The sequence below is a fragment of the Croceitalea sp. MTPC5 genome, from assembly GCF_036985505.1.
Taxonomy (GTDB): Bacteria; Bacteroidota; Bacteroidia; order Flavobacteriales; family Flavobacteriaceae; genus Croceitalea.
Window position 1 is genome coordinate 587542 of record NZ_BTGQ01000001.1, and the last position, 25874, is coordinate 613415.

Below are 25874 nucleotides of genomic sequence, written 5' to 3' on the forward strand. Positions count from 1 at the left end.
CCCGGTCAAATTACCGGGATTTTTTGTTTTTAAGAAGTACCTTAAGGCCGTGAATCATGAAGTGGTCATTATTGGGGGCGGATTAGCAGGTTTGACAGCGGCAATACATCTGGCCAAATACGATAAAAAAGTACTGGTCATTGAAAAAAACCACTATCCGAACCATAAGGTTTGTGGGGAGTACGTTTCCAATGAGGTCAGGCCCTATTTGAACTATCTAGGTGTAGCCATCGAACAACATACCACCGTTGCCATTGACACCCTTGAGATCAGTACGCGAACAGGAAAATCCATCAAAACAAAATTACCCCTTGGTGGATTTGGAATAAGCCGCTATGCTTTAGACGAGCTCCTCTACAAAAAAGCACTTGAACATAAAGTATCTTTTTTATTTGACACCGTAACCAATGTTGATTTTCATACCGATAGGTTTGAAATAGAGACAACGCAAAACGGTAATTTTGAAAGTGGGTATGTGCTGGGGGCCTATGGCAAGCGATCCCTATTGGACAAAAAACTAGAGCGCAAGTTCATTGCGCATAAATCGCCATGGTTAGGGGTCAAATGCCATTACGATGCGAAGGACTTTCCTGATAATCTTGTCGCCTTGCATAATTTTGACGGGGGATATGGGGGGCTTTCCAAAACGGAAACAGGGGCAATCAACTTTTGTTATCTGACCACTTTTGAAAGCTTCAGGAAGTTCCCCGATATTTCAGGATTCAACAAAATGGTGGTGGGGGAAAATCCACTACTGGCCGAATTTTTGGAAAATGCCGAACCCTTATTCAAAAAGCCCTTAAGCATTGCGCAAATCTCTTTTGAGCCGAAAGAACCTGTTGAAAAGCATGTGTTGATGTGTGGTGATAGCGCAGGACTGATCCATCCCCTTTGCGGTAATGGCATGGCAATGGCAATTCATTCAGGAAAAATCGCTGCAGAACAAATATTGCAACATGAAAGTACGGTCAAAAGTACTAGGGCAGACTTAGAAAAATCGTATACGATTCAATGGAAACGGCAATTTGACCACCGTTTATGGATGGGGCGGCAATTACAACGCCTTTTGATGAATTCAACAAGTGCCAATATCGCCATGAATACGGTAGCGCGTTCTGAAAAAATATTACGATCTATGATTCGTCGTACCCATGGAAAACCTATATTAGTATAATGGATTTCACCCTTCGAAGCACCGAGCTCGAGTTAATGGACAACCCCAACATGGACGCCGAAAAATATCGGGAAGCCTATCTCGACATCAACAGGTGCAACAAACTACTCGGTGGATATGGAATTACTATTAGCACTGTAAAAAAGCTGATTGAATCAAGTGATAAAAAATCGTATACGATTTTAGATATGGGTTGCGGTGATGGGGAGATGCTTCGCAGGTTGGCAAAAACCCTAAACGATAAAGCCATTACCTTTAAATTCATAGGTGTCGACCTAAGGGACGACGTGCTTCAAAATGCAAGGAGGAAGTCAAAGGCCTATCCTTCGATATCCTATCTCAGGCAGGATATTTTGGAACTCGGTACTGATTTTGAATGTGACATCTTACTCTGCACCTTGACCATGCATCATTTTACGGAAGAACAGATTCAGGTCTTCTTGGATAAATTTTCAAAACTGGCAAAGTTAGGTGTGGTCATTAACGACCTACAGCGCAGTAAACTTGCATACGCACTTTTTAAACTGTTCAGTATATTTTTTATCAAGACCTATGTGGCCAAATATGACGGATTGGTATCCATAAGCAAAGGATTTTTGAAAAATGAATTAGAGGACCTTGCTAGGGGATTGCCAACTATGAACCATGAAATCAAATGGAAATGGGCCTTTAGATATGTATGGGTCATGAAAACAAAACGACACAATACCTTATGACCCCAGTAAGAATAACCGCCGTTTCAAAGGCTTTACCCCAATATAGTCGCACCACGGAGGATATTATTCCGTTCGTTGATTTATGGCTGTCCAATCAAGAAGAACGCTTTCGTAGAAAAGTGGTCAAAATATTCGAAGGGGCGGGGGTGGATAAGCGTTATAGCATTATGGACATCGATGAGGTGTTCCATGCCACTTCTTTTGAGGAAAAGAATGCCATTTACGTTCGAGAGGTCAAAAAACTGGGCTCTAAAGTCTTACGGAATGCCCTGCAAAAGGCAGACTGGCAAGCCGATTCCCTTGACTACATTATTACGGTAAGTTGTACTGGTATCATGATTCCTTCTTTGGATGCCTATTTGATCAATGAATTGCACCTTAAACAAGATGTGGTACGATTGCCTGTTACCGAAATGGGTTGCGCTGCCGGGGTATCGGGTTTGATCTATGCAGCGAATTTTTTAAAGAACAATCCCGGTAAACGGGCGGCCATCGTTGCCGTCGAGAGTCCGACCGCGACTTTTCAGCTTAACGATTACAGCATGGCCAATATGGTTAGCGCCGCTATTTTTGGTGATGGCGCTGCTTGCGTATTACTTTCGTCAGAGCAAGGGGGGCAAGGCCCTCAGATTATCGGCGAAGAAATGTACCACTTTCAGGATGCTACCCATTTAATGGGATTTGATTTGACGAATGCTGGCTTAAAAATGATATTGGATCCCGCGGTTCCCGAGGTAATCGCATCCCACTTTCCTGAAATTGTCCATCCTTTTTTAGAAAAACACGGTTCGAATATCGAGAAGGTAGATCATCTGGTCTTTCATCCCGGAGGACGTAAAATAGTTCAGACCGTTGAGGACCTTTTTGGTAAATTGGGAAAAAATATTGACGAGACCCGTACGGTACTCCAAGAATATGGAAATATGAGCAGTTGTACCGTGCTGTATGTTTTAGAACGTTTTATGAATCAGGCCATTGAAACAGGTGAACAGGGACTTATTCTGAGTTTTGGTCCCGGTTTTTCAGCACAACGGGTATTAATTGAATGGTAATGGCAGTAACCGAAACGAATAAATGGGCATTGGTATTGGGTGGAAGTTCTGGCCTAGGGCTCGCCGTGGTAAAGAAATTGGCGGCACATGACTTCAATATACTGGTCGTGCACCGTGATAGACGAAGTGATTTGCCTGAAATTGAAAAACAATTTGATAGTGTACGTTCAACAAGAATGACACTAGTGGCGTTTAATGTTGATGCCACTAGTATCGAAAGACAGAACGAACTTATCCCCAAAATAAAGGCACAACTCAAAGATGAAAAAATCGCTGTTTTAGTGCATAGTATTGCAAAGGGCAACCTAAAACCAATGCAATCCACGACCGAATCGACCTTGCAGCACCAAGATTTTAGTTTGACCATAGGCGCTATGGCGACCTCGTTTTATGATTGGGTGAAGTTACTTGTTGATCAAGAGCTATTTAACGAAGATTTACGAACCATAGCTTTTACAAGTGAGGGAAATACAAAGGCATGGTCAAATTACGCTGCGATCTCTGCAGCAAAAGCGGCCCTCGAGGCCATGATGCGGAATATTGCGCTAGAGTTTGCGCCTATGGGCATCAAATCGAATTGCATTCAGGCCGGGGTTACGGAAACCAAGTCTTTTACAATGATACCCGGTAGTGCGACCTTAAAGGCTGCTGCATTGGAGCGAAATCCGAATAAAAGGCTTACCACCCCTGAAGACGTGGCCAATGTGGTCTATCTTATGACCACCCCCGAAGCGAAATGGATAACGGGAACCGTACTAAAAGTGGATGGAGGGGAAAGTTTGCGATGAAAACGGATTACGAATACATCTTACGGCAATTACCCTACAGTGAACCCTTTTTGTTTGTAGACACTCTTGAGAATGTCAATGACGAAGGGGTAGTGGGACACTATACCTTTGCTGGGGATGCGGACTTTTACAGAGGTCATTTCAAGGACCTTCCCGTTACACCCGGTGTTCTTTTGACGGAGTGCTGCGCACAGATAGGCGTCGTATGCCTCGGAATACATCTTTTAAAGGAAAAGCTGTCAAAAGCACTTAAAATCGGACTATCGAGTGCTGAAATGCAATATCTCAAGCCCGTCTACCCAGGTGAACAGGTTCGTGTTGAGTCTGAAAAAGTGTATTTTAGGTTTCAGAAGTTAAAGTGTAAGGTGAAGCTATTCGATACGAAGGAGGATTTGATCTGTAGCGGAACGATTTCAGGAATGTTCAAAGTTGACGGTGATGAAGAATAGGGTAGTGGTGACCGGGCTTGGGGTTTGCGCCCCGAACGGAGTTGGCCTAGAGGCATTTGAACAGACCTTGCAATCCAATACCAGCGGAATCACATTTCATAGCGAGCTGGAAAATCTAAATTTTTCATGTCAAGTCGCTGGAAAACCGAATATTGAAGATATAAACCTAAATAAGTACTTCACTAATGTTCAATTAAAGGGATTGAATGCCAGCGGGCTCTTTTATGGGGTTATGGCAGGTTTGGATGCCTGGAAAGACGCCAATTTAAAGTCTGATGGAGCTAATGCACCCGATTGGGACACCGGAATCGTTTTCGGAACTGGAATACTTGGCGTGGATAAATTCAGGGAGGCCATTTATAAAGTGGATGAAGGTCAAGTACGACGTTTGGGTAGTACGGCGGTCATTCAAACGATGGCAAGCGGTATCAGTGCCTACTTAGGGGGGCTTATTGGGGCCGGCAATCAAGTGACAACGAATTCCTCTGCATGCACAACGGGAACAGAAGCCATTTTAATGGGTTTTGAGCGCATTCAGTCAAGAAAGGCAACACGTATGCTTGTAGGAAGCTGCAGCGACAGTGGCCCCTATGTATGGGGCGGATTTGACGCCATGCGCATTCTACCTAGAAAATTCAATGAAAATCCTTCGGCCGCAAGCCGTCCTATGAGTGCGACGGCATCCGGATTCGTTCCGGGCAGTGGAGCAGGGGCGCTGGTCTTGGAATCTTTGGAAAGTGCCCTAGAACGGGGTGCTACCATATATGCGGAAATACTGGGAGGACACCTGAATAGTGGCGGACAACGGTTAGGGGGCAGCATGACCGCCCCGAACAATACCGCGGTAAAACGTTGTATTCAAGAAGCATTACAGAATGCAGGTATTGACACCCATGCCGTTCAAGCGATAAACGGGCACCTTACCGCGACGGCGAAAGATCCGGTTGAAATCAAGAACTGGAGCGAGGCCTTGCAACGTACCGGAAAGGACTTTCCAAAAATAAACTCCTTTAAAAGTCATTTTGGCCATTGTTTGGCCGCAGCTGGCAGTATCGAATGTGTCGGGACGGTCTTACAACTGAAAAACCAAAAACTATATGGCAGCCTGAATTGCCTTGATGTGCACCCCGAAATCTTGAAAACCATAGATGAAACTTGTATACCAATGCAGTCTATGGATTTCGAATCAAAAATTATCGCAAAAGCCAGTTTTGGCTTTGGAGATGTAAATGCCTGTATTATTTTTAGCAGGTATAGCGCTTAAACTATGGATGAAAAAAAAAAGTACGAGAAATTAAAAAAGATTGTAAAGATATATCTTCCTGATGATGTATCAATTGAGGATGTTAATCTAAATAGCAACTTTACAACTGAGCTGAACATCAATTCCGCCAATCTGGTCGATATTGTGTTGGATGTGGAGGATGAATTTGACATTCGTCTGGAAAATGAGGATATGGACGGCATGCAAACCGTTAAAGATGCCTTGGCCATCATCGACAAAAAGCAAAATGAAAAGGCATAGCATTTAGGCTTAGGACACAGCGATGCCGATAGTTCAAAAAATTAAACACAAAAATCAATGAGCACAGTTTGGGAATCGATTCAAACGAAATTGAATGTCGATAAAAAACTATTGTTGACCTATTGTCTGGTCTACTTTATTTGGGGCATGGTGATGGACTGGTTTGGGGCGCAGGTTGAAATTGCGCGGTTTACCTATTGGTGGCAGGTCATTACCTGTTATATTCTATACATGGTGCCGATTTCCCTATTATTAAGGGGCTTGCCATTTCATGCACAATATGCCTATGGCTTAATCGCTATGGGACTATTGGAATTTGGGGGATATGCTTTTGAGACCTCTTATGCCTATCCGAACAATATTCTAGATCGATTCTTTAACGTACGTAACTTTAGCCTGGGAATGGCCTTGTTCTTTGCGCTTTACTTTCCCTTGGGAAATTGGGGAGTGGGAAAGATTCATAATTTTCTGTTCAATACCAAGCCACGTGAATAGGTTGGGTAATTGCGTCAAACTTTTGACGGAAAAGGCACCTGTTTAAGGGGTACATTCCATAATTTTTAGCTAAAGTTTAGAAATTATGGGAAATACAAAATTAGTGTGGATCATACTTTTGGTTTTTATGGGAAGGATTTCGGCCCAGGACCCCTATTTACAAGGTGATCCTAGTCCAAAAGTAGAGGCTGAGGCAAAAGAACTCCTACAACAATACCAACCCAATTTGGTCATGGACAGTAACCAAGTACTGCTTTTTGAAAAAACACTTATAGAGTATTTAATGCGTCGGGAAAAAATCTACGTATTGGATGCTCCCGAAAAGCAGAAGAGATATCTGTTAAAGAAACTAGATAGGTACGAGAATGGTGAAATGTCGAATATTCTCACCAGGCCCCAATTACGTTACTATTTCAAAATCAAGCGTCAATTACAGCCAGCCGGAGCTTTGCTTTAATCCAATTCAAAATCAAAATAAATCTTGACCAGGTTGTCTTCACGCTTCTTTTTGATACGGATATCGAAGTCAGAGGTATACAATTGACCTTCACCCTTGAGCGAATCGGATGATTTTTTAAAAAGAATCGACCATGGCTTTGTAATTCCCTTTATCGTCAAATTCCCCTTGACCATATATTCGTTTTCCATTTTAGTGATGGACGTACTTTCAAAATAAAGCCTAGGATGGTCATCTTCATCAAAATACTTCCCATTTTTAAGCGACCAATTACGCAAACCGTTGTTGGTATCCAATGTTTTAACGGCTACGGAGCCTTTGAGCACACTATTCTCGAGGTTTTGAAAGTCTATACTTGATTCCGATTGAAAACCTGCAATTTGCCCCTTTACTTTTTTGGCAACGAATTCAAAGGTAATCGCCGCGTTGCTGATTTGATTTTGTTGTGCAAATATCAAATAGGAAACACTGAAAAGAAGCAGACTAAGTAATGGTTTTTTGATCATGGACAGGCCTTTAACGTACCAAATTTAAGTCGAAAAATCCATACAAAGCTTACGAGGACGGACCGATATCCCTTTTACTTTCTAATGTTACAAATCTTTGTTGGCGCCAGGGGAGTGGTGCTTTCCTGTTTTAGGCCACGCATTGCGATAAAGGATGGGAATATTTTATTTTGTTTAACGTTCTGTTCATTTTTAACTTCCGATTAAGACGTTATTCCACACCGTAACCTATAAAATTGAGGGGATAAGAGGTAAATCCCGGATAAGAACGATACATTTTAAAAATTGAATTTAAATTGCTAATTATCAATATCTTATTGATTACTTAACATAATGGTAACCACTGTTAAAATCCGAAAATAAGATATTAGTCATACCATAATTTATGGGATTTTCCGTAACTTAAACAAAGAAACCACGACCAAAAGCACACTAAGGCTAAAACAGCATTCGATGACGGTAACATCAGACATAAAGGATTTAGATCAATTGGTCGTTCGTCTAGAACGTAACCACAAATGTGTTTTAAGATTGTCGAAAAAAATGAATTCCTATATCTATGAACCTCGAAATTATGAATGCTTTATTCGACTGAGGGATCTCAGGGTAAGTCTGAAGGAGTTGGCTAAGGACCATATGCAACTATTTAACGAGTTGCAGCATGAGGATTATGATTTTAAGGAGGCTGTTAAAAATGTTGAGGGTCTTTTAAAACGTTTTAAGAAATTTGACCGTGATTTAGCCCAGTACGTATTGGATACAAGGGGGGATTGTCAATAATTGCGGGTTTGTGTAGTGGGTAGTACCGAGGTTCATGACATATCTTGATATTTTCTATTTTACATAATATAAATTATAGTACAGATTGGTCTATTGTGTAAAACGGCGCATGCTTGCATTTTACATAATTGCAGATATGACCTTCGCGTCAGCGAATCATATCGTCAGCCATTATGTAAAAGCCGTTTTACTGGAATGTCACTTAACGGCTGTAAGTCATAATTCTATTATATAAAATATCCCTCACGTTTGTAGCTTTTAAGGGAATTACCAACAGGGTCATCAACCTGTTTAATTTACGTAGCTTCAATATTTCTACACGGAAAAAAAATTTTAGAAAATTTCAAATTCTCAGAGAACCCCAGCTAGAAACCTTTCGGCTGTATCTATAATTAGCCGTTATGTAAAATTGCCGCTCGGCCAACAGCTTATTGCTTTCATAAAATCAAAATGCTCAGGCATTTTATTTTATACGCAATTCCCAGCCACTTGGCCAGCGCCAAAAAAAAAGCAAAACCTTTTAGATTTTTTGAAATATGAGATTTATGAGAAACTGCCTGCCAGTAAATTTTTCACAAACATGTCGTCAGCCTGCCGCAACAGCTCAGAAATTTCGAAAATGAAATTTCTGAGCACTTGCTACCTCTTCGCGTTCTTAGAAACCTCTTTTTAATTTCTATTTGACATAATGTAGAGATATACCTGATTCTAGAATCTTATTTGAAATTCTCTATTTGATTATAGCTAATATACTCGCCTAACTTCTCCATACCTTTTGTAAAGACCTTTATTTCCCAATTTGACAAATATGTGTGCATACCGACATTATTCTCGAAAAAGACGAAATTATAAGGTTTCGCTAAGGTTTCAGAAGGAATTAGGAATATCAAAGGCTCTTTATCTGGTATAAAACCTATCAACGCTACCCAAAGGTTTTCTCTAGGTTCACCCAACTTTTCTTTAGGTACTTTTGAACTCTGTTGCGCAATCAAGTCCATTGGTTGCAAAAAGACTTCTGATTGCTTTCCGTTTTTACTTTTTACAATAAAATCGACTCCTTCCTTATCATTTTCCTTTTCGTAGATTTCAAGGCCTTCTTTGGTCAACTCAGCCCTTAATGCGCTTTCTGCCTTCTTGCGAAATTCTTCCATTCGATAGAGTTTCTTTACTTTTTTTCTTGATAAAAAAAGTAACAAAAAAATCAAGGCTAACAGATAATTTTGGAAACAATGTACGAGTCGGTCGCTAAATTTTAGGATCCATTCTGACTATTAAGACCGTTTTAAGTTAAAAGAACCAATTTAGCGGTCAACAATTATTGTAACCGGCCCCCTAAAATTCTTAACGCTCCTCTCCCCTATTGTTTTGCCAAAATTCTCTTATGCCTAAACTACCTATTCTTTTTCATCTTCACTTACATCATCTAAGAGAATAGTTGTACTAGCACTTCTCAATCTACTTTGTATTAAAAAACGATTTTTATTAACTTTTCTTTTTATTCTTTGATATGATTTCAAATCCTTTTTCTTAAATCTTAAGAAATTCAAATCAACGTACAACATGCGCTCCCAAATAATATCTTTCTCCTCGTCTTTAAGGAATATTTCTAAAGCTCCTGTATCATTTGTTTTAAAACTGTAAAAATGTGCTATGCAATACCTAGTTGCTTCTGAAAGGCTATTCTCACTAGTTAACAACTCCTCAAAGTATTTAAAACATTCTTTGTTTGAAATGTGTTTAGACGAGAATAGTTTTTCGAAAAATGCTCTAAAGCTTAAAATAACGTCGATAGAAGCAGAAGCGGCAGCGATCGTTTTTCCTTGCTTTCCTTCCTTAAGGAATAAAATGCAAAACTTATCAAACTCATAAACCATTCTTTTAATTATTTCTAACCTACTTTTTATAGAAATTGAATGGTTGGCCTGAAGGCATTTGGACAATAACTGTAAAAAGACGTAACAATCTTTTAGTTCTGTCGGAATAACTTTCTTACTTGAATCCAATAGGAAAATATCCCTTTTTGGATTTTTACCGCAATAAAAAACAATAACATTTTCCCACCACTCATCAAAAAAATTGTCTTTTAATTTGGCTTCACTACTTTCATCAATGTGTATACTAACGAAATATTCTTGAAAAAGATGATTGAAAAAATAAAACTCATCATTCTGCTCGTCGTAGTTAAAAACACCTTTCTTAAGTTTTAAGTGAGAAACAAATGTTTCGACATCGTCTAATTCCTCATAGTTATATTCTATCCTTAATTGTTTTAATTTGGAAATTAGTTCGTCAGCCGATATTTCATTTATTCCAGCTCTATGCATCTCAAATGCAATGAATGCTAAAATAATTTTTGTTTGTTCATATTTATACTGCTGTGAAATTCCCTTATTAGTGTCCCATCTGTCCAAATAAGTATCAACAAACTTATTATAAAGCTCTGTGACATTAGCAGGTAACTCTTCCAAGTCGATTAGTCCATCCCTGTAGAGAATTGCCATTAAAGTAAGTGCTAAAGGCGTTCTGAGAATAGAAGAATCCAGCATGGAGTCCTTAATGGCATTTGTAAAAGCAACAGATTTAACCTTGTTATCGGGTATAATCTTATTTACTAGTTTTAACGCCTGTCCTAAGTTGAAAGGTAATAGCTCAGTTTTTTCAAAATCGCCTAGAATTTTGTTAATATCCAGTGTTTCTGTCGTCTTGGTGGCGATTACTACTTGAGTAAATTTATTTTTTTCATCTTTTGTGTAATCATCAAGAGTCTTAAAAATATTGAGCTTTACTTCTTCGTTTGAAACATCATCAATAGAATCAAATAATAAAATTGAACCTTCGAAATCTTCCGATTTAAATAATTCACCCTCGGTGTATTCTGAAAATTGCTTTTTAATAAGCTCGTTAACGTCGAACTTACCATTACCATATTTTTTAACTATATCAGGGGCTTCAAAGAAAAAAACTGCTAAGTTTCTCTTGTCGTATTTTAAAGCTTTTATACCTAATCTTTTTAAAAGTAAAGTTTTACCGGACGTCGCGATGCCATGAACTATGAAGTTTTTCTTTGAATTAAGAATTTCTAATGCACCATCAAACTCTTCTGAGCTTTTTATGTTACTCTTTTTTGGTTCATCCCCATTAAATTGGACATATTCATCTATTTTCTTGAGATGTCTGGAATATGTGGTTTGAACATTTACAAAAATATCATCGATTTCATGAATCTTTAAATCAAACAATTGATTGGTTCTGGAAATGTCTGATAATTTTTGAATTTGCATTGCGGCAAAAACATTTATAACTGGTTCAATATTATCTAGAAATAATTCTTTAATGTGAGTGTCAATTTCATTTCCTAGTCTTTGATAGTCCCAAATAATGATATTCGACATTTTTTGATGGTCGTACGTATTCGACAGAACTTCTTTTGCGTTGTCTGTAACCGAGCCATTTATAACTATAAAAATCCTAGAAATAGGCATTTTTTTGCCTTGACTATTAAGAAATGGCACATTGAAAGCGAGTTCAATTTGTTGAGCTATTTCTCCTCCGTTCACAAAGTCGTTTTGTCTAGCATTTTTGTTCTTAACAATTACACCATACCAAAAAGTCTCATCAAAAGCTGCATCATAAAAAGTAAAAACAAGGTCTTTACCATACTCTTTACTACCATGAGTAATTTCAACGTTTTTAAATCCTTTAGCCCTAAATAATTGCTTTAGGTCTTCGAACAACTCTGGCTCGTGACAATTTTTATTGATATGAACTAATTTGTCTTTTACCGAAGCAAATTTTCTATTTCTAGTTGTTCCCTTTGCCATTTTACGTATTAATTTCTTGAGTCTTCCAAATATAAATTATTATAGATGGATAGTGTAGTATAATTATTTTATTAAGTGTTTTGCCATTCCACACACATTACACTCCCCTCGTACCTCGGGTCGCATAATAAGTGTTCCATTACCTTTTGAGAAGAAACTTTTAGAAGAAAAATTTAGAGAAATTGAAGTCCCAAATACTTTGCTTTACCCAAGCAAAGTTACATAACGCGGTACATTATAGAACAAAAATGTTCCAGAATCCGACGTTATGTAAAATTGCGATAAGTTATATACCTAATATCTGTCTATTTCTAACCTTTTCGGAGGTTCCAATCATAGTCCATGCGGTGACTTAAAACCCTAAGAATAAAAATTCCGCTCGAAGTTTGCAGATAGAATATCGTGTGCACTTTATAAGAGAATCTTTTTAAACCTTCAATAAATTCTGAGGCATCTCGGCCTAAATTCCCATTTTCAGCAAGTATTTCAAATGCTTCCTGCATATCATAAAAATACTTTTGTGCTTGAGTAAGTCCGAATTTGTATATGCCAAACTCGTACATTTCAGCCAAATCAATCTCAGCTTTACCGGATAACTTATAAACGCCCATCTTCACGCATGCGTGCTTCAACTTCTTTCATAATTTCCGGTAATGATTTGGAACTAACACCGCTTTCAAGCCCTTCAACTAGTTTCGTTTTAAGAGAAAGAAATTTAGATTTGTTGGCTTGATCTTGCCGCACAAGATTTCTTAAGTACTCACTGTCGTTTGTGAATTCTCCAGCTTCGATTTGAGCTTTTATCCATTTATCTTGCTGTTCAGTAAAGGTTACCGTTTTACGAACTGTTGCCATAATAAACATGTTTAAATCGTCATACTATTGGTGCAATTTAATGCAAATGTTTTGATATTTCAACAATATATGATACAAATTTCCTCACTCTTTTCTGGATTTCAATTCTTCTTTTGCAAAAGATTCGGTAACCAACTCAAATTTGGTCTTTCCTAAAAACACCAATTCAGTTCTTAGGTAATAATTTTTCCTTGCTTCTAGATTTATTTTGATCTTCTTTCTTTTTATTTCAAACTCCGTTAATCCTGACTCAACCATAAAAACTTCATATTCCCCATTTGAAATAGTTCCGATTTTTTTACCATTGGCCTTCAAAGTAAAATAGTTTAATGCCCCAGCAACTTTACCACGTCTATATACATGAACATAGGCTCTGGTTTCTGTAACCTTTTCAAAATTAACCTTATGTAATTTATTTTGATGGGATACTCTTGATAGTCCATCTATTGTATTTGTATCAATTGGTTTTCGGTTTGATTTGTCTTTAGTATCAACTGTATCGTTTATTCCAATCCTTTGATCATTTTCGGCAGGTATCTCCTTTATTACGGATTTATTTTGAAGAGGATTTTTTTGATGGATTACCCCCTTGGTCTTTTTTATAGAATCCTTCTCTTTGTTAGCTATGGTGTCAATTACTACTTTATTTATTTTGGCAGGAACTCCTAGTTCTTTTTCTTCTAGCGACTCATTTGGAGCGAAAAGAAAGAAGTAGATCATTCCTGTAAGCGTTAGTACAGATGCGGAAACCAAAAGATACAATCCGCCGTTAGTGCCCTTCGGAATTTTCGTGCTTACCTTTTTCCATAGAAAATCTTCTTCAAATTCAATACCTATAAGACTATCCAAACTATCAACTTTGGTCTTGATGAAGTTATCAAATTCGTTTTCTTTCATAGCGTACTGTTTTTAACTACCAGCTTTTTTAGTATTGCCCGAGCCTTGGTCAATTGTGATCTTGAAGTGCTTGGCGCAATATTCAATTTTTCGGAAATTTCAGCATGTGAATAGCCTTCTATTGCATATAGATTAAAAACCGTACGATAACCTATGGGCAGGGAAAGGATCATTTTATAAATATATTGGGCATCAACATCCAAATTAATGGTGTAACTATCTTCAATTAGTTCGTTTTCCTCAAGATCATAAAACAACATTTTCTTTTTTCTTAAAAAAGAGAGGCATTCATTGACCATAATTTGCCTTACCCACCCCTCAAAACTCTTGGCATCCCTATACTCAACTTTAGTCAAATTATTGAAAACCTTTATAAAGCCTTCCGCTAAAATATCCTCAACATCTTCTTTATTTGAAACATAGCGATAGCAATGGACAAACATTTTTTGAGCATAGGTTTTGTAAAGCTTTTTTTGTGCTCTTCTATTTCCATGAATGCATTTTATAACTATTTGATTACTAATCAAAAGACGTATATTTTAAAGGTTGAAATTCAATAAAGTACTAGTAACTACTGTTTACATACTATATTACTTTATGCTTTTTAATTCCGTTTTTGCAAACTCTTCAGTAACAACTACTAAATCAGGCTTTCCAAGAAGCATATTACGTACCAAAACGGAACGGAGGTAATAGGTTTTTCCTGCTTGTAGTTCAAGTGCTATGGTTTTACCCCTTACTTCAAAATTGGTTTTCCCTACCGGTAACGTTAAAATTATTTTTTTTCCATTCTTGATTTTACCTGTTTTTTCCCCATTGACTTTAAGGTTAAATACAGCACCGAAACCTACAAAATTGTTAGGCCGATAAACACAAACAATAGCGTTTGCCCCTGATTCTTTGGGAGGATCGCTTTTTTGATTTGGAAATGTAGCAAGAGAAGAAAACAAGAATGCCAATACTAAAAGTGTTTTTTTCATTTTCGATTATTTAAAGATTGATACTATGAACTCATTTAGGCTTTTTGGATTGAAGCGAAAATCAATCATTTTTTGTTCGATTGAAGTCTTTTTTAAGGTGCATAGCTGGGCTACGGAATGAGAAAAAGACAAAAAGCGAGTGAAAAAGAGCTCCCGAACCGTCGGGATTTAGCCAATTGAAAAAGCCAAAATGAGTTCTATATATAGAATGCCTTAAAACACAAAAACGCTGTCTAAGGATCAAAATTTATAATAAAAGCCCGCTCCACACACTTTTTCGTAGGTAGGTTACCCTCCCCTCCCACCATCGGCTCGCATAATAAGCCCGGCCGAACGTGCCTTTTTCGGTATGGGTGGTGTCTATTCATTGCTTATGCATTATTTTTAAGGAATTCATGAACCTAGAATTCAATTTGGCCAAAGCCTAATCGTATTCGTTCATTTCATTATCTTTTGGAAAGAAAGTTTAAAAAGTCAAAGGACTCTTACCGACTTGAAACAACAGCCAATGGCATTATTTTGGAAGGTCTTGTAGACCTTTGAAAACATGAGTGAGATGCAGCTCAAGAAGTGGGCAAATTTTTAACCATTGCCAACCGCTCATCTACAAAAGCTTTTTTTTGGATTCCCTCGGTAGTATATCAAAAAGGGGTTATTCTTTTACAAATGCAGGGACCACAGTTTCAAAAATAGGTTTCATGATTTTGTCATCATCCCGGTCGTGCCCTGAGATAACAATGGTCAAGTCCAGTTCTTCAACAACCATGACACGTTGTCCCCCTCCACCCCAGGCCAAGCACATCGCATAGGTTTTGTCGCCCACTTTTACTGGGGTATAGTACCAAAAGTATCCGTACAAATAATTCTTCGGCATCCAATCTATGGCAGGTCTTACGACACCGCTGGTGGCTTTTTCCAGATAAGCTGCGGAAATGAATTGTTCTCCACCCAATTTACCCTTGTTTTGCACCAAATGACCCAATTTAAGCATATCCCGGGATCTCATACTGACCTTCCATCCGGCTTGTGGTAATCCGCTGGCGTGTTTTGACCACTCATAATCGGTAATACCCAATTTATCAAGTAGCTCCGTTTTAATGAAATCCGCTGCAGTGCCCGGTACCACGGCATCGATGACCGTCATCACCATCATCGGATTAAAATTTCCGTATAAATAGGTTTGAGACGCTGAGGTAATAGGTGCGGTAGCTTCCAATAAGGCCTGAACCAACCCCTGCCCTTTCAAACGAACCGAATCGTTTTCAATTTCTTTCCACGCTTCTCGGTCAATCGTCAATCCACCCTGCATGGTCAATGCCTTATGAAGTGTTATTTTCTCCACCCCTGGCGCAAACTTTTTAGGATCCAAATCTTTTAAGAAATGGATCAACGGTTTGTCGAGGTCGTCCATACTCAAATATCCCATTTCAATGGCCCTACCCAGCACCAAACTAGTATACCCTTTTACGGCAGAGGCCTGTCCATGCGGCACATTGATACGGCCCTTTTTGTAATAGGATTCATAAATCAATTTATTCTGATGTGAAATTAGTAGCGCATCATAATTGCCATATTTGCCATCGAAAATATCTTGCGAAAGTTGTAGTATAGCCTCTCGGTCTTTGCCAGTTACCGATAAGGTATCCACTGCAATTCCATCTTTTCTGTCAGCTGGTGTTGTACTTACATATGGATTATTTAGGTGTGGAATCGACCAGAAGGAGACCTCATTGCCATGACTTGAAACTGGATTCATTGCAGATGACAACCAGGCGACACTTTCTATAGCAACCCTTGGGAACGCAGTTTGATGATCACCTTCCATTGTTTTATTTCTTACAGATAAACTTAAATCCTTTCTATTCTCCAACAATTTTAAATATTCGTCGATAGGTTCGGTCTTATCTTTTTCTAAGGTGCCATATGCAATAAATACATTGGCATGCCGTGTCTTGCTGTTAATGGACGCCTTAGGCACAAGTGTAGAATTAATCTCAGAAAGATAGGGTACTAAGCCCTTACTTAATGGACTACCAAGAATGTAATTATTAAAAGTATCGGGTTGGGTCAATAAGATATACGCACCAAATGCACCGCTCAGCGAGTAACCGAAATAGGAACGACTGTTGGGATCCGTGCGATAGTTGTTATCCACATATTTAATCACATTGTTGCGAATAAATTCTAAATGATTTTTGGCTTCACCAAATTTTAATTTGGGATGATTAGGATTTGTCTTTTTCCAGAATGAATAATCGGTAAACCGACTTGCGTGCGCCCCATATTGTTCCATTAAATCTTCTGAAACGTCCTTCTGCCATGAAATTCCAACTAGAATTATATCTTCAAGAATGAATTCTTGGGAGGCAGCTAATATTTCGAGATGCCACATCGCATCTGTATAATAAAGTACAGGATAGGTTTTATCAGTATTCTCAGAATAATCTTCTGGCAGCTCTACGTACAATTCATAGTTTCTTTCCGTATTCGAGTCTTTTATGGGAACTACCTGAATCTGTGGTGATACCAAGGGGGATCCCTTTGTAATCGACGTCAATTCTTTTGCATCATTTTGCTGCGCAATGGCAGCCGTTGTACACATGGTGATGGAGAGTACTATGAATTTAATCATGTTCATTTTTAGCTTCTTTTATATAGTTATAGTTTTGGTATAATAGAGACCCCTACGGTATGGATTATTTTAGTCTAGATCAAACAGACCGGATGTGGCAAGCTGCCGAGAAATAACATGAAGTCGGCTGCTTTCGCGATTCGTATTGGCCGTTCCAAAAAATGCAATGACGAGATCTTTTTCAGGTGATATGTAAAGGCCTTGCCCACCGTGTGCCAATTTGTAAAAATCGCCATCTTCGTATACTGCACTCCACAGGTAACTGCTGTATTTCTTTTCTTTTGGATCTCGCGATATATCAAGGTTTTTATTGACATCTCGAATTTTAAGTAGGTGCGCATCGGAAATTATCGGGTTTTCGCCAGTTCTACCACTGGGCGTAAAGGCAAGGCCAAACCTGGCAAGATCTCGAAGTGTGGATGACATGCCATTTAAAAATGCGGCAGACGTACCGTTCGCATTGATTCCCAAGAGTGCATTATCTTCCGATCCTATTTTTCCCCATATTTCCTGTTCCACAAAATCCTGAAAGCTTAGGCCGCTGATTTTTTCGACCAACAGGGTTAACACAAGAACATCCGCAATCGAATATTGGTGTTTTGTTCCCGATGGTGCAACGGATTTCGCTGTTGCCAAATCCTTGATAGGGTCAAAACGTTCTTCGTAAGTCTCGAAAGGACTATCGGTTCCGGAACTCATGGAAAGGATATCGATTACAGGAACACCATCCCAACCTGAATTTTTAAGGATGTCAAAGTAGTAATCAATGGGCTTGCTCGTATCAATCAAGCCCCTATCTTCTAAAATCGCAATGGAAGTACTTACAAAGACATGGGTTGTTATGAGATGGGTGTGTAAATCGGTCGGAAACATCCTAGGATATCCTTCAAAAACGATTATACCCTTGTGGACAACGATCAATCCATTCACTTCTGCTTGTTGTATATAATCGTTTAAAGACAATCCACCTCCTTTTTTTAAATCCGTTGTGGTGCTAAAGTTTTTTATAGTATCCCTGGGTGCTTCCTCTAGAATTTTAGGGGTATCCGACCTAAGAATTTGTGAATAATTCATTATCTCCGGGAAATTCAAATATGCATACCGCTCTATCTTGCCACCTACCGTCCATTCGCCACCTTCTAAAATGTGTTTATGGAATGCGTATTGTTCTTCTTTTGTGAATCCCGAATAATTATAGGTTTCATATTTTGGTTGTGTTTCGCTTTCAGTATAGGATATCTTATTTGGCTCGTTTTTGCATCCTAGAAAAAGAACAATTAAAAGAAGTAATCCGGTTTTGCTTTTCATGGTCTTTGGTGTCATAATAAGTTGGAAACAACATGTCGATTCAGGCATGAAAATATGGAATGTGCCGTATCAAATAGTGTAAATAGGACGAGCATCACAATTAAATGACAAAACCCGCTCGTCATTGATATAAGCCTTTCATCAGAAATTACGGAAGCTTGTAGTTATATATGGTATTTTTATCCACTTTGTAATGTCAGCGTGTATGTTTAAAAGGTCGGTAAATAACACAATACTCCTAAACATAGGTGCCTTTTTATTGGTAGCCCTACTTGAAATATTGGGCGGATGGTTATTCAGGGATAAATATGATACCACCTATTCTTTTTATGTCTGGCAACTAAGCTATGCAGTGGCCATTATGGGTGTTATATGGGTAAACCATTTTATCCTCATTCCGTTCATTTATGATAAGAAAAGGTATATAGTCTATGGTTTGCTGCTTATTGCGACCATATTTATGGGTGCTTTTTTAAAGGCCTATCCAAAATGGATAGGTGTTTATAAAATGTCTTCTTTTCTAATTTATACTACAGGAACCGGAATGGCTGCATTCTTTGTAAGAAGGAATATCATCTTCAGAAGTGCGAACGATGAAAAAGAGAAATTACAAAAAGAGCTGGAATTGAACTATTTAAAAGAACAGGTAAATCCACATTTTTTATTCAACTCATTGAACAGTATTTATTCCCTGTCAAGACAGCAATCATCAGAAACCCCCGATGTGGTCATGCAACTTTCGGAATTGATGCGGTATCAATTAGAGAGTGCTAAAAAAGATGCGGTCTTATTAAAAGAAGAACTGGAATTTGTAGAAAACTATTTATTGCTAGAGGAAAAAAGGTTGAGCAAACGTTGTACTATTGAATTTTCGATTGATGGGCCGGTATCTCATAATACCATAGCACCGATGTTGCTTATCCCATTCGTAGAGAATGCCATTAAACATGGTGCCCAAAGTACCAATCAACAGAGTACGATTGATATTTCTACCTCCATTAAAGATAACACACTCCATTTTAGCACTGTGAATTCAAAGCCTACCGTAGTCCCTAAATCAAAGCGGGAGGGCATGGGGCTTGAGAATGTGGAAAGACGTCTAAACCTGCTCTATCCCGAATCGCACGTGTTGAAAATCAGTGATACGGAAAAAGTATACCGCGTTGATTTAAGCATTGATCTAAAAGCCCCGAATAAATGATGAAAATTGGCATCATAGATGACGAGATTCTAGCGCGTAAAGTGCTGGAGGACTATTGTTCGAAAATCAACACCTTTGAATTGGTACTAAGTACCGGAAATCCGCTTGAATTTGTCAATTTCTCCCAACACAACGAACTTGACCTTGTTTTTTTGGATATTGAAATGCCCGAGCTCAACGGAATGGGCATTTTACGCTCCATGATTAACCCACCAAAAGTTATCTTGACGACTGCTTATTCTGAATATGCGTTGGAGAGTTATGAGCATGGGGTTGTGGATTATTTACTTAAGCCCATAAAAATTGAACGGTTTTTAAAAGCAATAAACAAAGTCTCGACTTCAAATCTAAAACAAGTAAAAAAAAATAGTGGGAACGAAGAACTTCAAATAAGGCACGATGGGGTTCCGGTCAATATTCCTTTTACATCCATTTTGTATATTCAGAGTTTTGGGAATTATTTGAAGATATTTACCGATTCAAGAATGTACCTGATTTCAGAAACACTAATCCATATCGCCACTTTATTATCCGAAAACTTCCAACGTACCCATAAGTCGTACATTGCCAATTTGGAAAGGGTAACCAAAGCAACTAAGACACATTTGTCGATTGAAAACAAGATCGTGCCCGTTAGTGCGATGTATAAGGTCATCGTATCAAAAAAAATAGCGGGTTTACCAAAATCATAGCCAAGGTGATTAACCATTGCCTTCGTATCCAACCTGGAATCAGCGAACCTCGTAGTAACAGACTTTTCAGATGCCAAAATGAACATCGATTTAAATCGACTTGAATAAGGAAAAGGGTAAAGGTGCGTTACTCTTTTGGCTATTCCTTAAGTATTAATTACACAATCTTTAACGAAAATTGATTCTTGTAAAGATATTTTTGTTTTCAACCAATCAAATATGAAACATAAATCGCAGGTGCCTGTATTTTTGCTATTCTTATGCACCACCCTTAATTACGGGCAAAACACATCAAAAGACCAAACTTCGAAGACCCCACTCCCTGAACACTTTTGGGATAGGGTTGAATTCAAAGTGGGGTTCATAGGAACGGTATTTTGGAGTAATGGCCTGTCAGTTGGAACCGAATATCTTTGGAAGGAAAGCGGGAAAACGAAAATTCGTAAAGGCAACGAGCGTACGAATACCCATCAGTTCTTATTTAATGGGAATTTGGGATTCGTAACGAACTTCTCATCAAAAACGGATACTGGGGTGTACACTAATTTTGGTCTTACATGGCGACGCACCAATAAAAAGGGCAAACAATTCGGTATCGAACTAAACCCCCTTGGGTACTATCGTTCTTTTTTGCCTGAGACCTATGAGGTTGATGGCGATTCGGTAGATCGGGTATTCTTACCAGGCCGTGGATTTTATTCACCCTCCTTATCAGTAGGAATAGGTAAACAGCGTAAAGGGAAAGTACGTTCTGGAAGCTATTTCAATATCAATTATAGCCCGCGATTTAACTATAATGCAGGAACACTCCCAACTTTTTTCTTGCAATATGGTTTTCGGTTCAACTTTAAAAATAAAAAACAATGAAACAGTTTGTTATCCATAACTTCAAAATAATGGTTCTGGCAATGGCGACATTGTTTGTGAATTCCTGCTCAAATGAGCATACATTGAATAATCTTGACGCTACGGTCTTTGTACGTCATAAAGGTGCCGATATGCCGGCCTATATCAAGGGAAATGCCAATGAAAAGATATTTCTTATCACCTTACACGGCGGTCCGGGTGGTGCCGGTTTAGGTTTTCAAGGAAATGCGTTTGATCGGATTGAGTATAACTATGGGGTGGTCTATTTTGACCAGCGTGGTTCCGGTATGTCACAGGGGAGCTATTCAGAAGATGAGGTCACTATTGATTTGATGGCTGAGGATGTGCTTGCCTTGGTGAAGGTCATACAGCGTATTTATGGCAATGACTCCAGGTTCTTTTTATTAGGCCATAGCTGGGGAGGTGCCCTGGGCCCCGCAACTTTATTAAAAGATCAAAGTGCATTTTTAGGATGGATCAATGTCGATGGTAGTCACAATCCGAGAGATCTCTACTTCGAATATATTAAGAACTTTGAGCGGGTTGCCGCAGTCCAAATTGAACTTGAAAACAGTGTGTCCTTTTGGGAATCTGTTTATGAAGAACTGGATAAAATCGATAGAAATACGGTCAGTCTTGACGATTTTGCCATTTTGAATAGCCTTGCGTTCAATGCCGAGGATTCTTTAAAAAATGATAATCTTATCAACGGACCGGAAAATGGGGGAATTCGGGTTTCTGATTATAATCTACTCACTTTTGTATGGAACTTATTAAAAATCCAATCCATCTTAGATGAGGATATTATAGGGGAATTGTCATACACAGAACAACTTTCAGCGATTCGCATCCCTTCATTGGTACTTTGGGGGAGGTATGACATGGTCGTTCCTGAATTCTATGCCCAAGAAGCTTTTGACAATTTAGGTTCCAACGAAAAAAAACTTGTGTTTTTTGAAAGATCGGGACACTCACCCATGTCCACGGAACCAGATCGGTTTGCCGAGGAGGTGATACAATTTATAAATCAGAATAAATAATACCGTGTTCATTCCAGATACATTACAATTTTGGCTCTCACAAAACTTATACAATACTTTTAGGGAAGTTTTAAACCGGTCATGAAACCCTTTTAAACTTTATGTCGCCTTGTCAATACTAATTTTAAGGCAATCAACCCATGATTTGTACTCTTAAAAAGAGTAACTTAAAAAGTAGTGCCATTTTACTGGAAAATGGGAATATTATTGTAGTTTTTAGAGCTTAAAATAAAAAGCGGAATGGTTCGAAACATCTTTCTTGGCGCAGTTATAATCGTATTTCTAATGGTGTCTTGCGGAACGGACGGAAAATCCAAAAAACAAACTTGGAGGACCAAAAAATGGGTAGCTGAAAACCAAGTGCACAACCAATTATCAGCCAGTGAAAAGGAACAAGGTTGGGTCTTGCTTTTCGATGGAGAAACTTTAGATGGATGGCACCTCTACAATAAGCCGGATTCTACCCGGTTTTCTGCATGGGAAGTGCGCAATGGCACCCTTTTTTGTAACGCGACCAATGAAAATAGGGTTTTCGGCGATTTGACCACCGACAAGGAATATGAAGATTATGAGCTGGTTTTTGATTGGAAAATGGCCATACGTGGAAACGGAGGTGTCTTTATCAATGTACAAGAATCCCCACAGTATCAAGCTACCTATCAAACGGGACCGGAATACCAATTGTTGGAGCCAACCCATTCAGATACGAACACCCCTTTGAAACGAGCGGGCTGCCTTTGGGGAATATCGCCCCAGCACAATCCGGTTGAAGTGCACAATACCGCACAGTGGAACACCTCTAAAATTATACAGCGAAACGGAAAAGTTGAATTCTACCTCAATGGAAAACTAACCGCTAAAGAAGATTTTACATCGACGGCTTGGCGTGATAAAATTGCTGCTTCACGTTTTAAGGACACCAAAGGTTTCGGAGCGGCTACCCAAGGTAAGATTGCCCTTCAAAACTGGTATTTCAATGCTTGGTTTCGCAATATGAAGATTCGGGAACTTTAGAAAGATCCCTTTGCAATTTTACCGGCAGTTTTTCAAATTCATTGCCCTTACGATAGCTCTTCCATTGCAACGACTTTACTAACGAGTACTTGCATTAGCTATTCAGAACGCTTCAAGGCTGCCTTGGTATGCTTTACTTTACTTCCAACATCGGATGATCGCTCTTGGGTAATGGCAAGATCACCTCGTAGTTAGGGTTTAATCTTAATCCGTGATATATTCTTTTAGCGCCAGCATTCTTTTTTCTTGAATTTCCTTATAGTCTTTCCCTTTGTATTTCTCAAAGGTCCTTTTTGAAATTCCGGTGTACCAAACCGTTTCGGTGAGGGTATTGTTACTTGGGTCTATGGCCCTTTTGACATATACGTTACCAGACGACAATTTATACCGTAACGTGTAGCCCTCGTTTTCGACAAAATCAGTAATCGTAATCTCAAAGAGTTCACCTGTGGCTAAGATGGCCTGACAAATACCCTTTTTTTTGAGCGCTCCGGCACATCGCACATCGACCACCGAATCATCCCATTTGTCAAAGTTGGGAAAATCGATAAGGGTGTTCCACAGTTTTTCTTGCGGGGTATCAAGTTGCAGGGCATACGTATATACCTTTTCAGCCTTGTTTGATTGCGCTAGTAACATTAAAGGGGCAATAATAAATAAGATTCGCATTAGCTTTTTCATGGTTTCTCGATTTTTTTGGTGTTATGTATGGATATCAATACCTAAAAATCACGAATACGACATAAAAAAACTGTGTCATATGACACACTAACAAAAAATTAAGAAATCAAGCTGCGGAAAGTCGCCTACGAATTCGATGAAGGGTTTCCCTAGAAGTTCCTATAAGGGAAGCCAAGATACTTACGGGAACCTCTCGCACAATCTTGGGGTTTGTATTTAAGATATCGAGATAACGCTCTTCCGCTGACATGCTTAGCTGTTTTCTGACTTCTAATGCTTTGGCCGATAAAATCTGTTCGGTAATGTTTTGGATAAAATTACTAAGTATTACATTCTTGGCCTTGATCTTTAAAAAATCCGATTTTTTAAGTTCATGGAAACGCACATCGCTAAGGGCCTGACATTCATCTAAGGTCGGTCTTTGATGGAAGAAACTATCCATGATCGTCCAACAAAAATTTGGTGCGATAATCTTTAAGGTTACTTGATTTCCAAAATCATTATGCGTGTAATAATGTAGAAACCCTTCTGTTACAAAGTAAATTGAACCAACAGTCTGGTTGGCTTGGATAAGCTTTTGCTTTTTTGATAGACTCCCCTCGTGAATATGGCCTAATAAGAAATCCATATTTGCTTCGGAGAGCGCTCCAAAACCGTTAAAATACGCACGCAGCATTTCCATATATTAAAGATACACTTTTAGGTCAAATCGAGAAATGTTGTTATATGAAGGGCAGCGTGTGGCTTACAGTCTTTTTCATGATTTGATTGTTGTTCGTCAATCCGTTTGTCTTTTATATTTTATTCCCTTGTGCTGCTGAATAGTGTTTTCAATACTCAATTTTGTACTTTTAAAACGCTTTTCAAAGGAATCAGAAGCAATCCAACGTACTAAAGACCAAATCCATTAATAGGTATCTTTGATAGCAGAACAAATTTTATTTTCATGCCATGCCACTTAAACCAACCGCTACGACCACCATCCTCTTAATAACCCTCAACCTTATCTTGATTTGCGCTTGCAAGCAAAAGAAATCAGCCGAGGAAATAACTTCAGAAAACCCAGCAGCTACCATTTTAAAAGAGGCGCTTACCTTTTATGCCTCATTCGATGACTCCATAGATGCGGATTTTGCCTTAGGGGATGCCCATTTATATACCGTACCCAATAGAAGGGAGAGGGATTCGGCCAGACAAGGCTTGCATAAAACCGATATTCGAAGGGAAGCGGGAAAAGGAAGGTATGGGTCTGGTCTGGTATTTACGGCACGTAGTCGCGGCACGATCTACTATGCCAGTGAAAAGAACGTGGCCTATAATACGGAAAACTGGAGCGGTGCCATTTCTTTCTGGCTAAGCCTAGATCCTGAAACGGACTTGGAACCGGGGTATTGCGATCCCATTCAAATTACCGATTCGGGTTATAATGACGCCGCTATTTGGGTAGACTTTACCAAAGAAAACCCGCGTGATTTTAGATTGGGCGTTATAGGGGATCGAGAGGTCTGGAATCCAAACCCCAAAGGACCTGATAATGAAAATCCAATATTCATAAATCGCCTTACCGGGGTCAAAAATCCACCCTTCGGTAGTGACGCATGGACCCACATTTTGATTAATTTTTCCAACCTGAACACCGAAAATGGTCAAGCCTCACTTTACATCAATGGAGAACACAGGGGTAGCCGTAATACCATCGGAACCCCTTTTACATGGAATCCAGAACAATCCAATATATATTTAGGGCTTGGTTATATTGGGCTTATGGATGAGCTGTCCATTTTCAACCGAAAGCTCACCGACACCGAAATCAATACGCTTTATCATTTAAAGAACGGGGTACACGACTTATTGGAACCGTAGCGACCGGAACAACATGGACCTTCGTGAAAATTGATGGTATGCCAAACGTATATACCAGTCATAGTCCAGGTAACATCCCTG

General features: G+C 38.9%; 28 protein-coding genes. 16 read left to right on the forward strand and 12 right to left on the reverse strand.

All coding sequences use genetic code 11. The features are described from left to right. Positions 1 to 49 precede the first annotated feature (49 nt). The 9 genes from AACM45_RS02655 to AACM45_RS02695 all read left to right on the forward strand — a co-directional run bounded on the left by AACM45_RS02655 (position 50) and on the right by AACM45_RS02695 (position 6656). Positions 50 to 1174 carry an NAD(P)/FAD-dependent oxidoreductase gene (locus AACM45_RS02655; protein WP_339140576.1) on the forward strand — a complete coding sequence of 375 codons (1125 nt, stop codon included), beginning with the start codon at positions 50 to 52 and terminating at the stop codon, positions 1172 to 1174. After that, positions 1174 to 1890 (forward strand): methyltransferase domain-containing protein, encoded by a 717-nt coding sequence (locus tag AACM45_RS02660; protein ID WP_339140577.1) that lies wholly within the window; start codon positions 1174 to 1176, stop codon positions 1888 to 1890. The genes AACM45_RS02655 and AACM45_RS02660 overlap by 1 nt, the downstream gene beginning before the upstream one ends. Further along, on the forward strand, positions 1887 to 2942 hold the full coding sequence (locus AACM45_RS02665; protein ID WP_339140579.1) for a type III polyketide synthase: 1056 nt from the start codon (positions 1887 to 1889) through the stop codon (positions 2940 to 2942). Before AACM45_RS02660 ends, AACM45_RS02665 begins: the two co-directional genes overlap by 4 nt. Next, a complete protein-coding gene (locus tag AACM45_RS02670; RefSeq protein WP_339140581.1) occupies positions 2942 to 3730 on the forward strand; it encodes an SDR family oxidoreductase in 789 nt (262 codons plus the stop codon). The genes AACM45_RS02665 and AACM45_RS02670 overlap by 1 nt, the downstream gene beginning before the upstream one ends. Further along, complete coding sequence (locus AACM45_RS02675) at positions 3727 to 4179, forward strand: 3-hydroxyacyl-ACP dehydratase FabZ family protein (RefSeq protein WP_339140582.1); 453 nt, start codon at positions 3727 to 3729, stop codon at positions 4177 to 4179. Before AACM45_RS02670 ends, AACM45_RS02675 begins: the two co-directional genes overlap by 4 nt. Then, positions 4169 to 5443: a beta-ketoacyl-[acyl-carrier-protein] synthase family protein gene (locus tag AACM45_RS02680; protein WP_339140583.1), complete on the forward strand. Its 1275-nt coding sequence runs from the start codon at positions 4169 to 4171 to the stop codon at positions 5441 to 5443. Before AACM45_RS02675 ends, AACM45_RS02680 begins: the two co-directional genes overlap by 11 nt. 3 nt (positions 5444 to 5446) lie before the next feature. After that, a complete protein-coding gene (locus AACM45_RS02685) occupies positions 5447 to 5704 on the forward strand; it encodes a phosphopantetheine-binding protein (protein ID WP_339140584.1) in 258 nt (85 codons plus the stop codon). Positions 5705 to 5761: 57 nt separating this feature from the next. Further along, positions 5762 to 6199 carry a hypothetical protein gene (locus tag AACM45_RS02690; protein WP_339140585.1) on the forward strand — a complete coding sequence of 146 codons (438 nt, stop codon included), beginning with the start codon at positions 5762 to 5764 and terminating at the stop codon, positions 6197 to 6199. A gap of 85 nt (positions 6200 to 6284) precedes the next feature. Continuing rightward, positions 6285 to 6656 carry a hypothetical protein gene (locus tag AACM45_RS02695; protein WP_339140586.1) on the forward strand — a complete coding sequence of 124 codons (372 nt, stop codon included), beginning with the start codon at positions 6285 to 6287 and terminating at the stop codon, positions 6654 to 6656. Here AACM45_RS02695 and AACM45_RS02700 read toward each other — a convergent pair. Beyond that, positions 6653 to 7162 carry a YceI family protein gene (locus AACM45_RS02700; RefSeq protein ID WP_339140587.1) on the reverse strand — a complete coding sequence of 170 codons (510 nt, stop codon included), beginning with the start codon at positions 7160 to 7162 and terminating at the stop codon, positions 6653 to 6655. The genes AACM45_RS02695 and AACM45_RS02700 overlap by 4 nt on opposite strands. A gap of 453 nt (positions 7163 to 7615) precedes the next feature. Between AACM45_RS02700 and AACM45_RS02705 the strand changes: the two genes are divergently transcribed. Beyond that, positions 7616 to 7942: a hypothetical protein gene (locus AACM45_RS02705; RefSeq protein ID WP_339140588.1), complete on the forward strand. Its 327-nt coding sequence runs from the start codon at positions 7616 to 7618 to the stop codon at positions 7940 to 7942. A gap of 716 nt (positions 7943 to 8658) precedes the next feature. Here the strand turns inward: AACM45_RS02705 and AACM45_RS02710 are convergent. The 9 genes from AACM45_RS02710 to AACM45_RS02750 form a co-directional block, all read right to left on the reverse strand. Further along, positions 8659 to 9093: a hypothetical protein gene (locus tag AACM45_RS02710; protein WP_339140589.1), complete on the reverse strand. Its 435-nt coding sequence runs from the start codon at positions 9091 to 9093 to the stop codon at positions 8659 to 8661. Between the two features lie 243 nt (positions 9094 to 9336). Continuing rightward, complete coding sequence (locus AACM45_RS02715; protein ID WP_339140590.1) at positions 9337 to 11763, reverse strand: NACHT domain-containing protein; 2427 nt, start codon at positions 11761 to 11763, stop codon at positions 9337 to 9339. Between the two features lie 311 nt (positions 11764 to 12074). Then, complete coding sequence (locus AACM45_RS02720) at positions 12075 to 12374, reverse strand: type II toxin-antitoxin system RelE/ParE family toxin (protein WP_339140591.1); 300 nt, start codon at positions 12372 to 12374, stop codon at positions 12075 to 12077. Beyond that, a complete protein-coding gene (locus tag AACM45_RS02725; protein ID WP_339140592.1) occupies positions 12361 to 12618 on the reverse strand; it encodes a type II toxin-antitoxin system ParD family antitoxin in 258 nt (85 codons plus the stop codon). Before AACM45_RS02725 ends, AACM45_RS02720 begins: the two co-directional genes overlap by 14 nt. A gap of 84 nt (positions 12619 to 12702) precedes the next feature. Further along, the gene (locus AACM45_RS02730; protein ID WP_339140594.1) at positions 12703 to 13515 is read right to left on the reverse strand and encodes a hypothetical protein; all 813 of its coding nucleotides are present in this window, start codon (positions 13513 to 13515) and stop codon (positions 12703 to 12705) included. Then, positions 13512 to 14042: an RNA polymerase sigma factor gene (locus AACM45_RS02735; protein ID WP_339140595.1), complete on the reverse strand. Its 531-nt coding sequence runs from the start codon at positions 14040 to 14042 to the stop codon at positions 13512 to 13514. The genes AACM45_RS02730 and AACM45_RS02735 overlap by 4 nt, the downstream gene beginning before the upstream one ends. A 63-nt stretch (positions 14043 to 14105) precedes the next feature. Further along, complete coding sequence (locus tag AACM45_RS02740) at positions 14106 to 14495, reverse strand: DUF2846 domain-containing protein (RefSeq protein ID WP_339140596.1); 390 nt, start codon at positions 14493 to 14495, stop codon at positions 14106 to 14108. Between the two features lie 652 nt (positions 14496 to 15147). Further along, a complete protein-coding gene (locus AACM45_RS02745) occupies positions 15148 to 17133 on the reverse strand; it encodes an alpha/beta hydrolase-fold protein (protein ID WP_339140597.1) in 1986 nt (661 codons plus the stop codon). Positions 17134 to 17196: 63 nt separating this feature from the next. Further along, positions 17197 to 18435 carry a serine hydrolase domain-containing protein gene (locus tag AACM45_RS02750; RefSeq protein ID WP_339140598.1) on the reverse strand — a complete coding sequence of 413 codons (1239 nt, stop codon included), beginning with the start codon at positions 18433 to 18435 and terminating at the stop codon, positions 17197 to 17199. Positions 18436 to 18640: 205 nt separating this feature from the next. Here AACM45_RS02750 and AACM45_RS02755 point away from each other — a divergent pair, with 205 nt between their 5' ends. From AACM45_RS02755 to AACM45_RS02775, 5 genes are all read left to right on the forward strand, one after another. Further along, positions 18641 to 19636, forward strand: a complete 996-nt coding sequence (locus AACM45_RS02755) for a sensor histidine kinase (protein ID WP_339140599.1) — start codon at positions 18641 to 18643, stop codon at positions 19634 to 19636. Then, a complete protein-coding gene (locus AACM45_RS02760) occupies positions 19633 to 20328 on the forward strand; it encodes a LytR/AlgR family response regulator transcription factor (protein ID WP_339140601.1) in 696 nt (231 codons plus the stop codon). Before AACM45_RS02755 ends, AACM45_RS02760 begins: the two co-directional genes overlap by 4 nt. Before the next feature lie 219 nt (positions 20329 to 20547). Continuing rightward, positions 20548 to 21195: a hypothetical protein gene (locus AACM45_RS02765; protein WP_339140603.1), complete on the forward strand. Its 648-nt coding sequence runs from the start codon at positions 20548 to 20550 to the stop codon at positions 21193 to 21195. Next, complete coding sequence (locus AACM45_RS02770; RefSeq protein WP_339140604.1) at positions 21192 to 22235, forward strand: alpha/beta fold hydrolase; 1044 nt, start codon at positions 21192 to 21194, stop codon at positions 22233 to 22235. The genes AACM45_RS02765 and AACM45_RS02770 overlap by 4 nt, the downstream gene beginning before the upstream one ends. A gap of 240 nt (positions 22236 to 22475) precedes the next feature. Further along, positions 22476 to 23249 (forward strand): 3-keto-disaccharide hydrolase, encoded by a 774-nt coding sequence (locus tag AACM45_RS02775; protein WP_339140605.1) that lies wholly within the window; start codon positions 22476 to 22478, stop codon positions 23247 to 23249. A gap of 204 nt (positions 23250 to 23453) precedes the next feature. Here AACM45_RS02775 and AACM45_RS02780 read toward each other — a convergent pair whose 3' ends face one another. Next, positions 23454 to 23930: a hypothetical protein gene (locus AACM45_RS02780; protein WP_339140606.1), complete on the reverse strand. Its 477-nt coding sequence runs from the start codon at positions 23928 to 23930 to the stop codon at positions 23454 to 23456. Positions 23931 to 24036: 106 nt separating this feature from the next. Continuing rightward, entirely contained in the window at positions 24037 to 24606 is a 570-nt protein-coding gene (locus tag AACM45_RS02785; protein WP_339140607.1) for a Crp/Fnr family transcriptional regulator, read from the reverse strand. A gap of 275 nt (positions 24607 to 24881) precedes the next feature. On the opposite strand from AACM45_RS02785, the gene AACM45_RS02790 reads away from it, so the two are divergent. Beyond that, positions 24882 to 25793, forward strand: a complete 912-nt coding sequence (locus AACM45_RS02790; RefSeq protein ID WP_339140608.1) for a LamG-like jellyroll fold domain-containing protein — start codon at positions 24882 to 24884, stop codon at positions 25791 to 25793. The last annotated feature ends 81 nt before the right edge of the window (positions 25794 to 25874 follow it).

What these genes read in the sequence shown, in the direction of transcription:
- AACM45_RS02660 (WP_339140577.1), top strand. Translation starts at nt 1,174, where the DNA reads ATGGATTTCACCCTTCGAAGCACCGAGCTCGAGTTAATGGACAACCCC.
- AACM45_RS02665 (WP_339140579.1), top strand. Translation starts at nt 1,887, where the DNA reads ATGACCCCAGTAAGAATAACCGCCGTTTCAAAGGCTTTACCCCAATAT.
- AACM45_RS02670 (WP_339140581.1), top strand. Translation starts at nt 2,942, where the DNA reads ATGGCAGTAACCGAAACGAATAAATGGGCATTGGTATTGGGTGGAAGT.
- AACM45_RS02675 (WP_339140582.1), top strand. Translation starts at nt 3,727, where the DNA reads ATGAAAACGGATTACGAATACATCTTACGGCAATTACCCTACAGTGAA.
- AACM45_RS02680 (WP_339140583.1), top strand. Translation starts at nt 4,169, where the DNA reads ATGAAGAATAGGGTAGTGGTGACCGGGCTTGGGGTTTGCGCCCCGAAC.
- AACM45_RS02685 (WP_339140584.1), top strand. Translation starts at nt 5,447, where the DNA reads ATGGATGAAAAAAAAAAGTACGAGAAATTAAAAAAGATTGTAAAGATA.
- AACM45_RS02690 (WP_339140585.1), top strand. Translation starts at nt 5,762, where the DNA reads ATGAGCACAGTTTGGGAATCGATTCAAACGAAATTGAATGTCGATAAA.
- AACM45_RS02695 (WP_339140586.1), top strand. Translation starts at nt 6,285, where the DNA reads ATGGGAAATACAAAATTAGTGTGGATCATACTTTTGGTTTTTATGGGA.
- AACM45_RS02700 (WP_339140587.1), bottom strand. Translation starts at nt 7,162, where the DNA reads ATGATCAAAAAACCATTACTTAGTCTGCTTCTTTTCAGTGTTTCCTAT.
- AACM45_RS02705 (WP_339140588.1), top strand. Translation starts at nt 7,616, where the DNA reads ATGACGGTAACATCAGACATAAAGGATTTAGATCAATTGGTCGTTCGT.
- AACM45_RS02710 (WP_339140589.1), bottom strand. Translation starts at nt 9,093, where the DNA reads ATGGAAGAATTTCGCAAGAAGGCAGAAAGCGCATTAAGGGCTGAGTTG.
- AACM45_RS02715 (WP_339140590.1), bottom strand. Translation starts at nt 11,763, where the DNA reads ATGGCAAAGGGAACAACTAGAAATAGAAAATTTGCTTCGGTAAAAGAC.
- AACM45_RS02720 (WP_339140591.1), bottom strand. Translation starts at nt 12,374, where the DNA reads ATGGGCGTTTATAAGTTATCCGGTAAAGCTGAGATTGATTTGGCTGAA.
- AACM45_RS02725 (WP_339140592.1), bottom strand. Translation starts at nt 12,618, where the DNA reads ATGGCAACAGTTCGTAAAACGGTAACCTTTACTGAACAGCAAGATAAA.
- AACM45_RS02730 (WP_339140594.1), bottom strand. Translation starts at nt 13,515, where the DNA reads ATGAAAGAAAACGAATTTGATAACTTCATCAAGACCAAAGTTGATAGT.
- AACM45_RS02740 (WP_339140596.1), bottom strand. Translation starts at nt 14,495, where the DNA reads ATGAAAAAAACACTTTTAGTATTGGCATTCTTGTTTTCTTCTCTTGCT.
- AACM45_RS02745 (WP_339140597.1), bottom strand. Translation starts at nt 17,133, where the DNA reads ATGAACATGATTAAATTCATAGTACTCTCCATCACCATGTGTACAACG.
- AACM45_RS02750 (WP_339140598.1), bottom strand. Translation starts at nt 18,435, where the DNA reads ATGAAAAGCAAAACCGGATTACTTCTTTTAATTGTTCTTTTTCTAGGA.
- AACM45_RS02755 (WP_339140599.1), top strand. Translation starts at nt 18,641, where the DNA reads ATGTTTAAAAGGTCGGTAAATAACACAATACTCCTAAACATAGGTGCC.
- AACM45_RS02760 (WP_339140601.1), top strand. Translation starts at nt 19,633, where the DNA reads ATGATGAAAATTGGCATCATAGATGACGAGATTCTAGCGCGTAAAGTG.
- AACM45_RS02765 (WP_339140603.1), top strand. Translation starts at nt 20,548, where the DNA reads ATGAAACATAAATCGCAGGTGCCTGTATTTTTGCTATTCTTATGCACC.
- AACM45_RS02770 (WP_339140604.1), top strand. Translation starts at nt 21,192, where the DNA reads ATGAAACAGTTTGTTATCCATAACTTCAAAATAATGGTTCTGGCAATG.
- AACM45_RS02775 (WP_339140605.1), top strand. Translation starts at nt 22,476, where the DNA reads ATGGTTCGAAACATCTTTCTTGGCGCAGTTATAATCGTATTTCTAATG.
- AACM45_RS02780 (WP_339140606.1), bottom strand. Translation starts at nt 23,930, where the DNA reads ATGAAAAAGCTAATGCGAATCTTATTTATTATTGCCCCTTTAATGTTA.
- AACM45_RS02785 (WP_339140607.1), bottom strand. Translation starts at nt 24,606, where the DNA reads ATGCTGCGTGCGTATTTTAACGGTTTTGGAGCGCTCTCCGAAGCAAAT.
- AACM45_RS02790 (WP_339140608.1), top strand. Translation starts at nt 24,882, where the DNA reads ATGCCACTTAAACCAACCGCTACGACCACCATCCTCTTAATAACCCTC.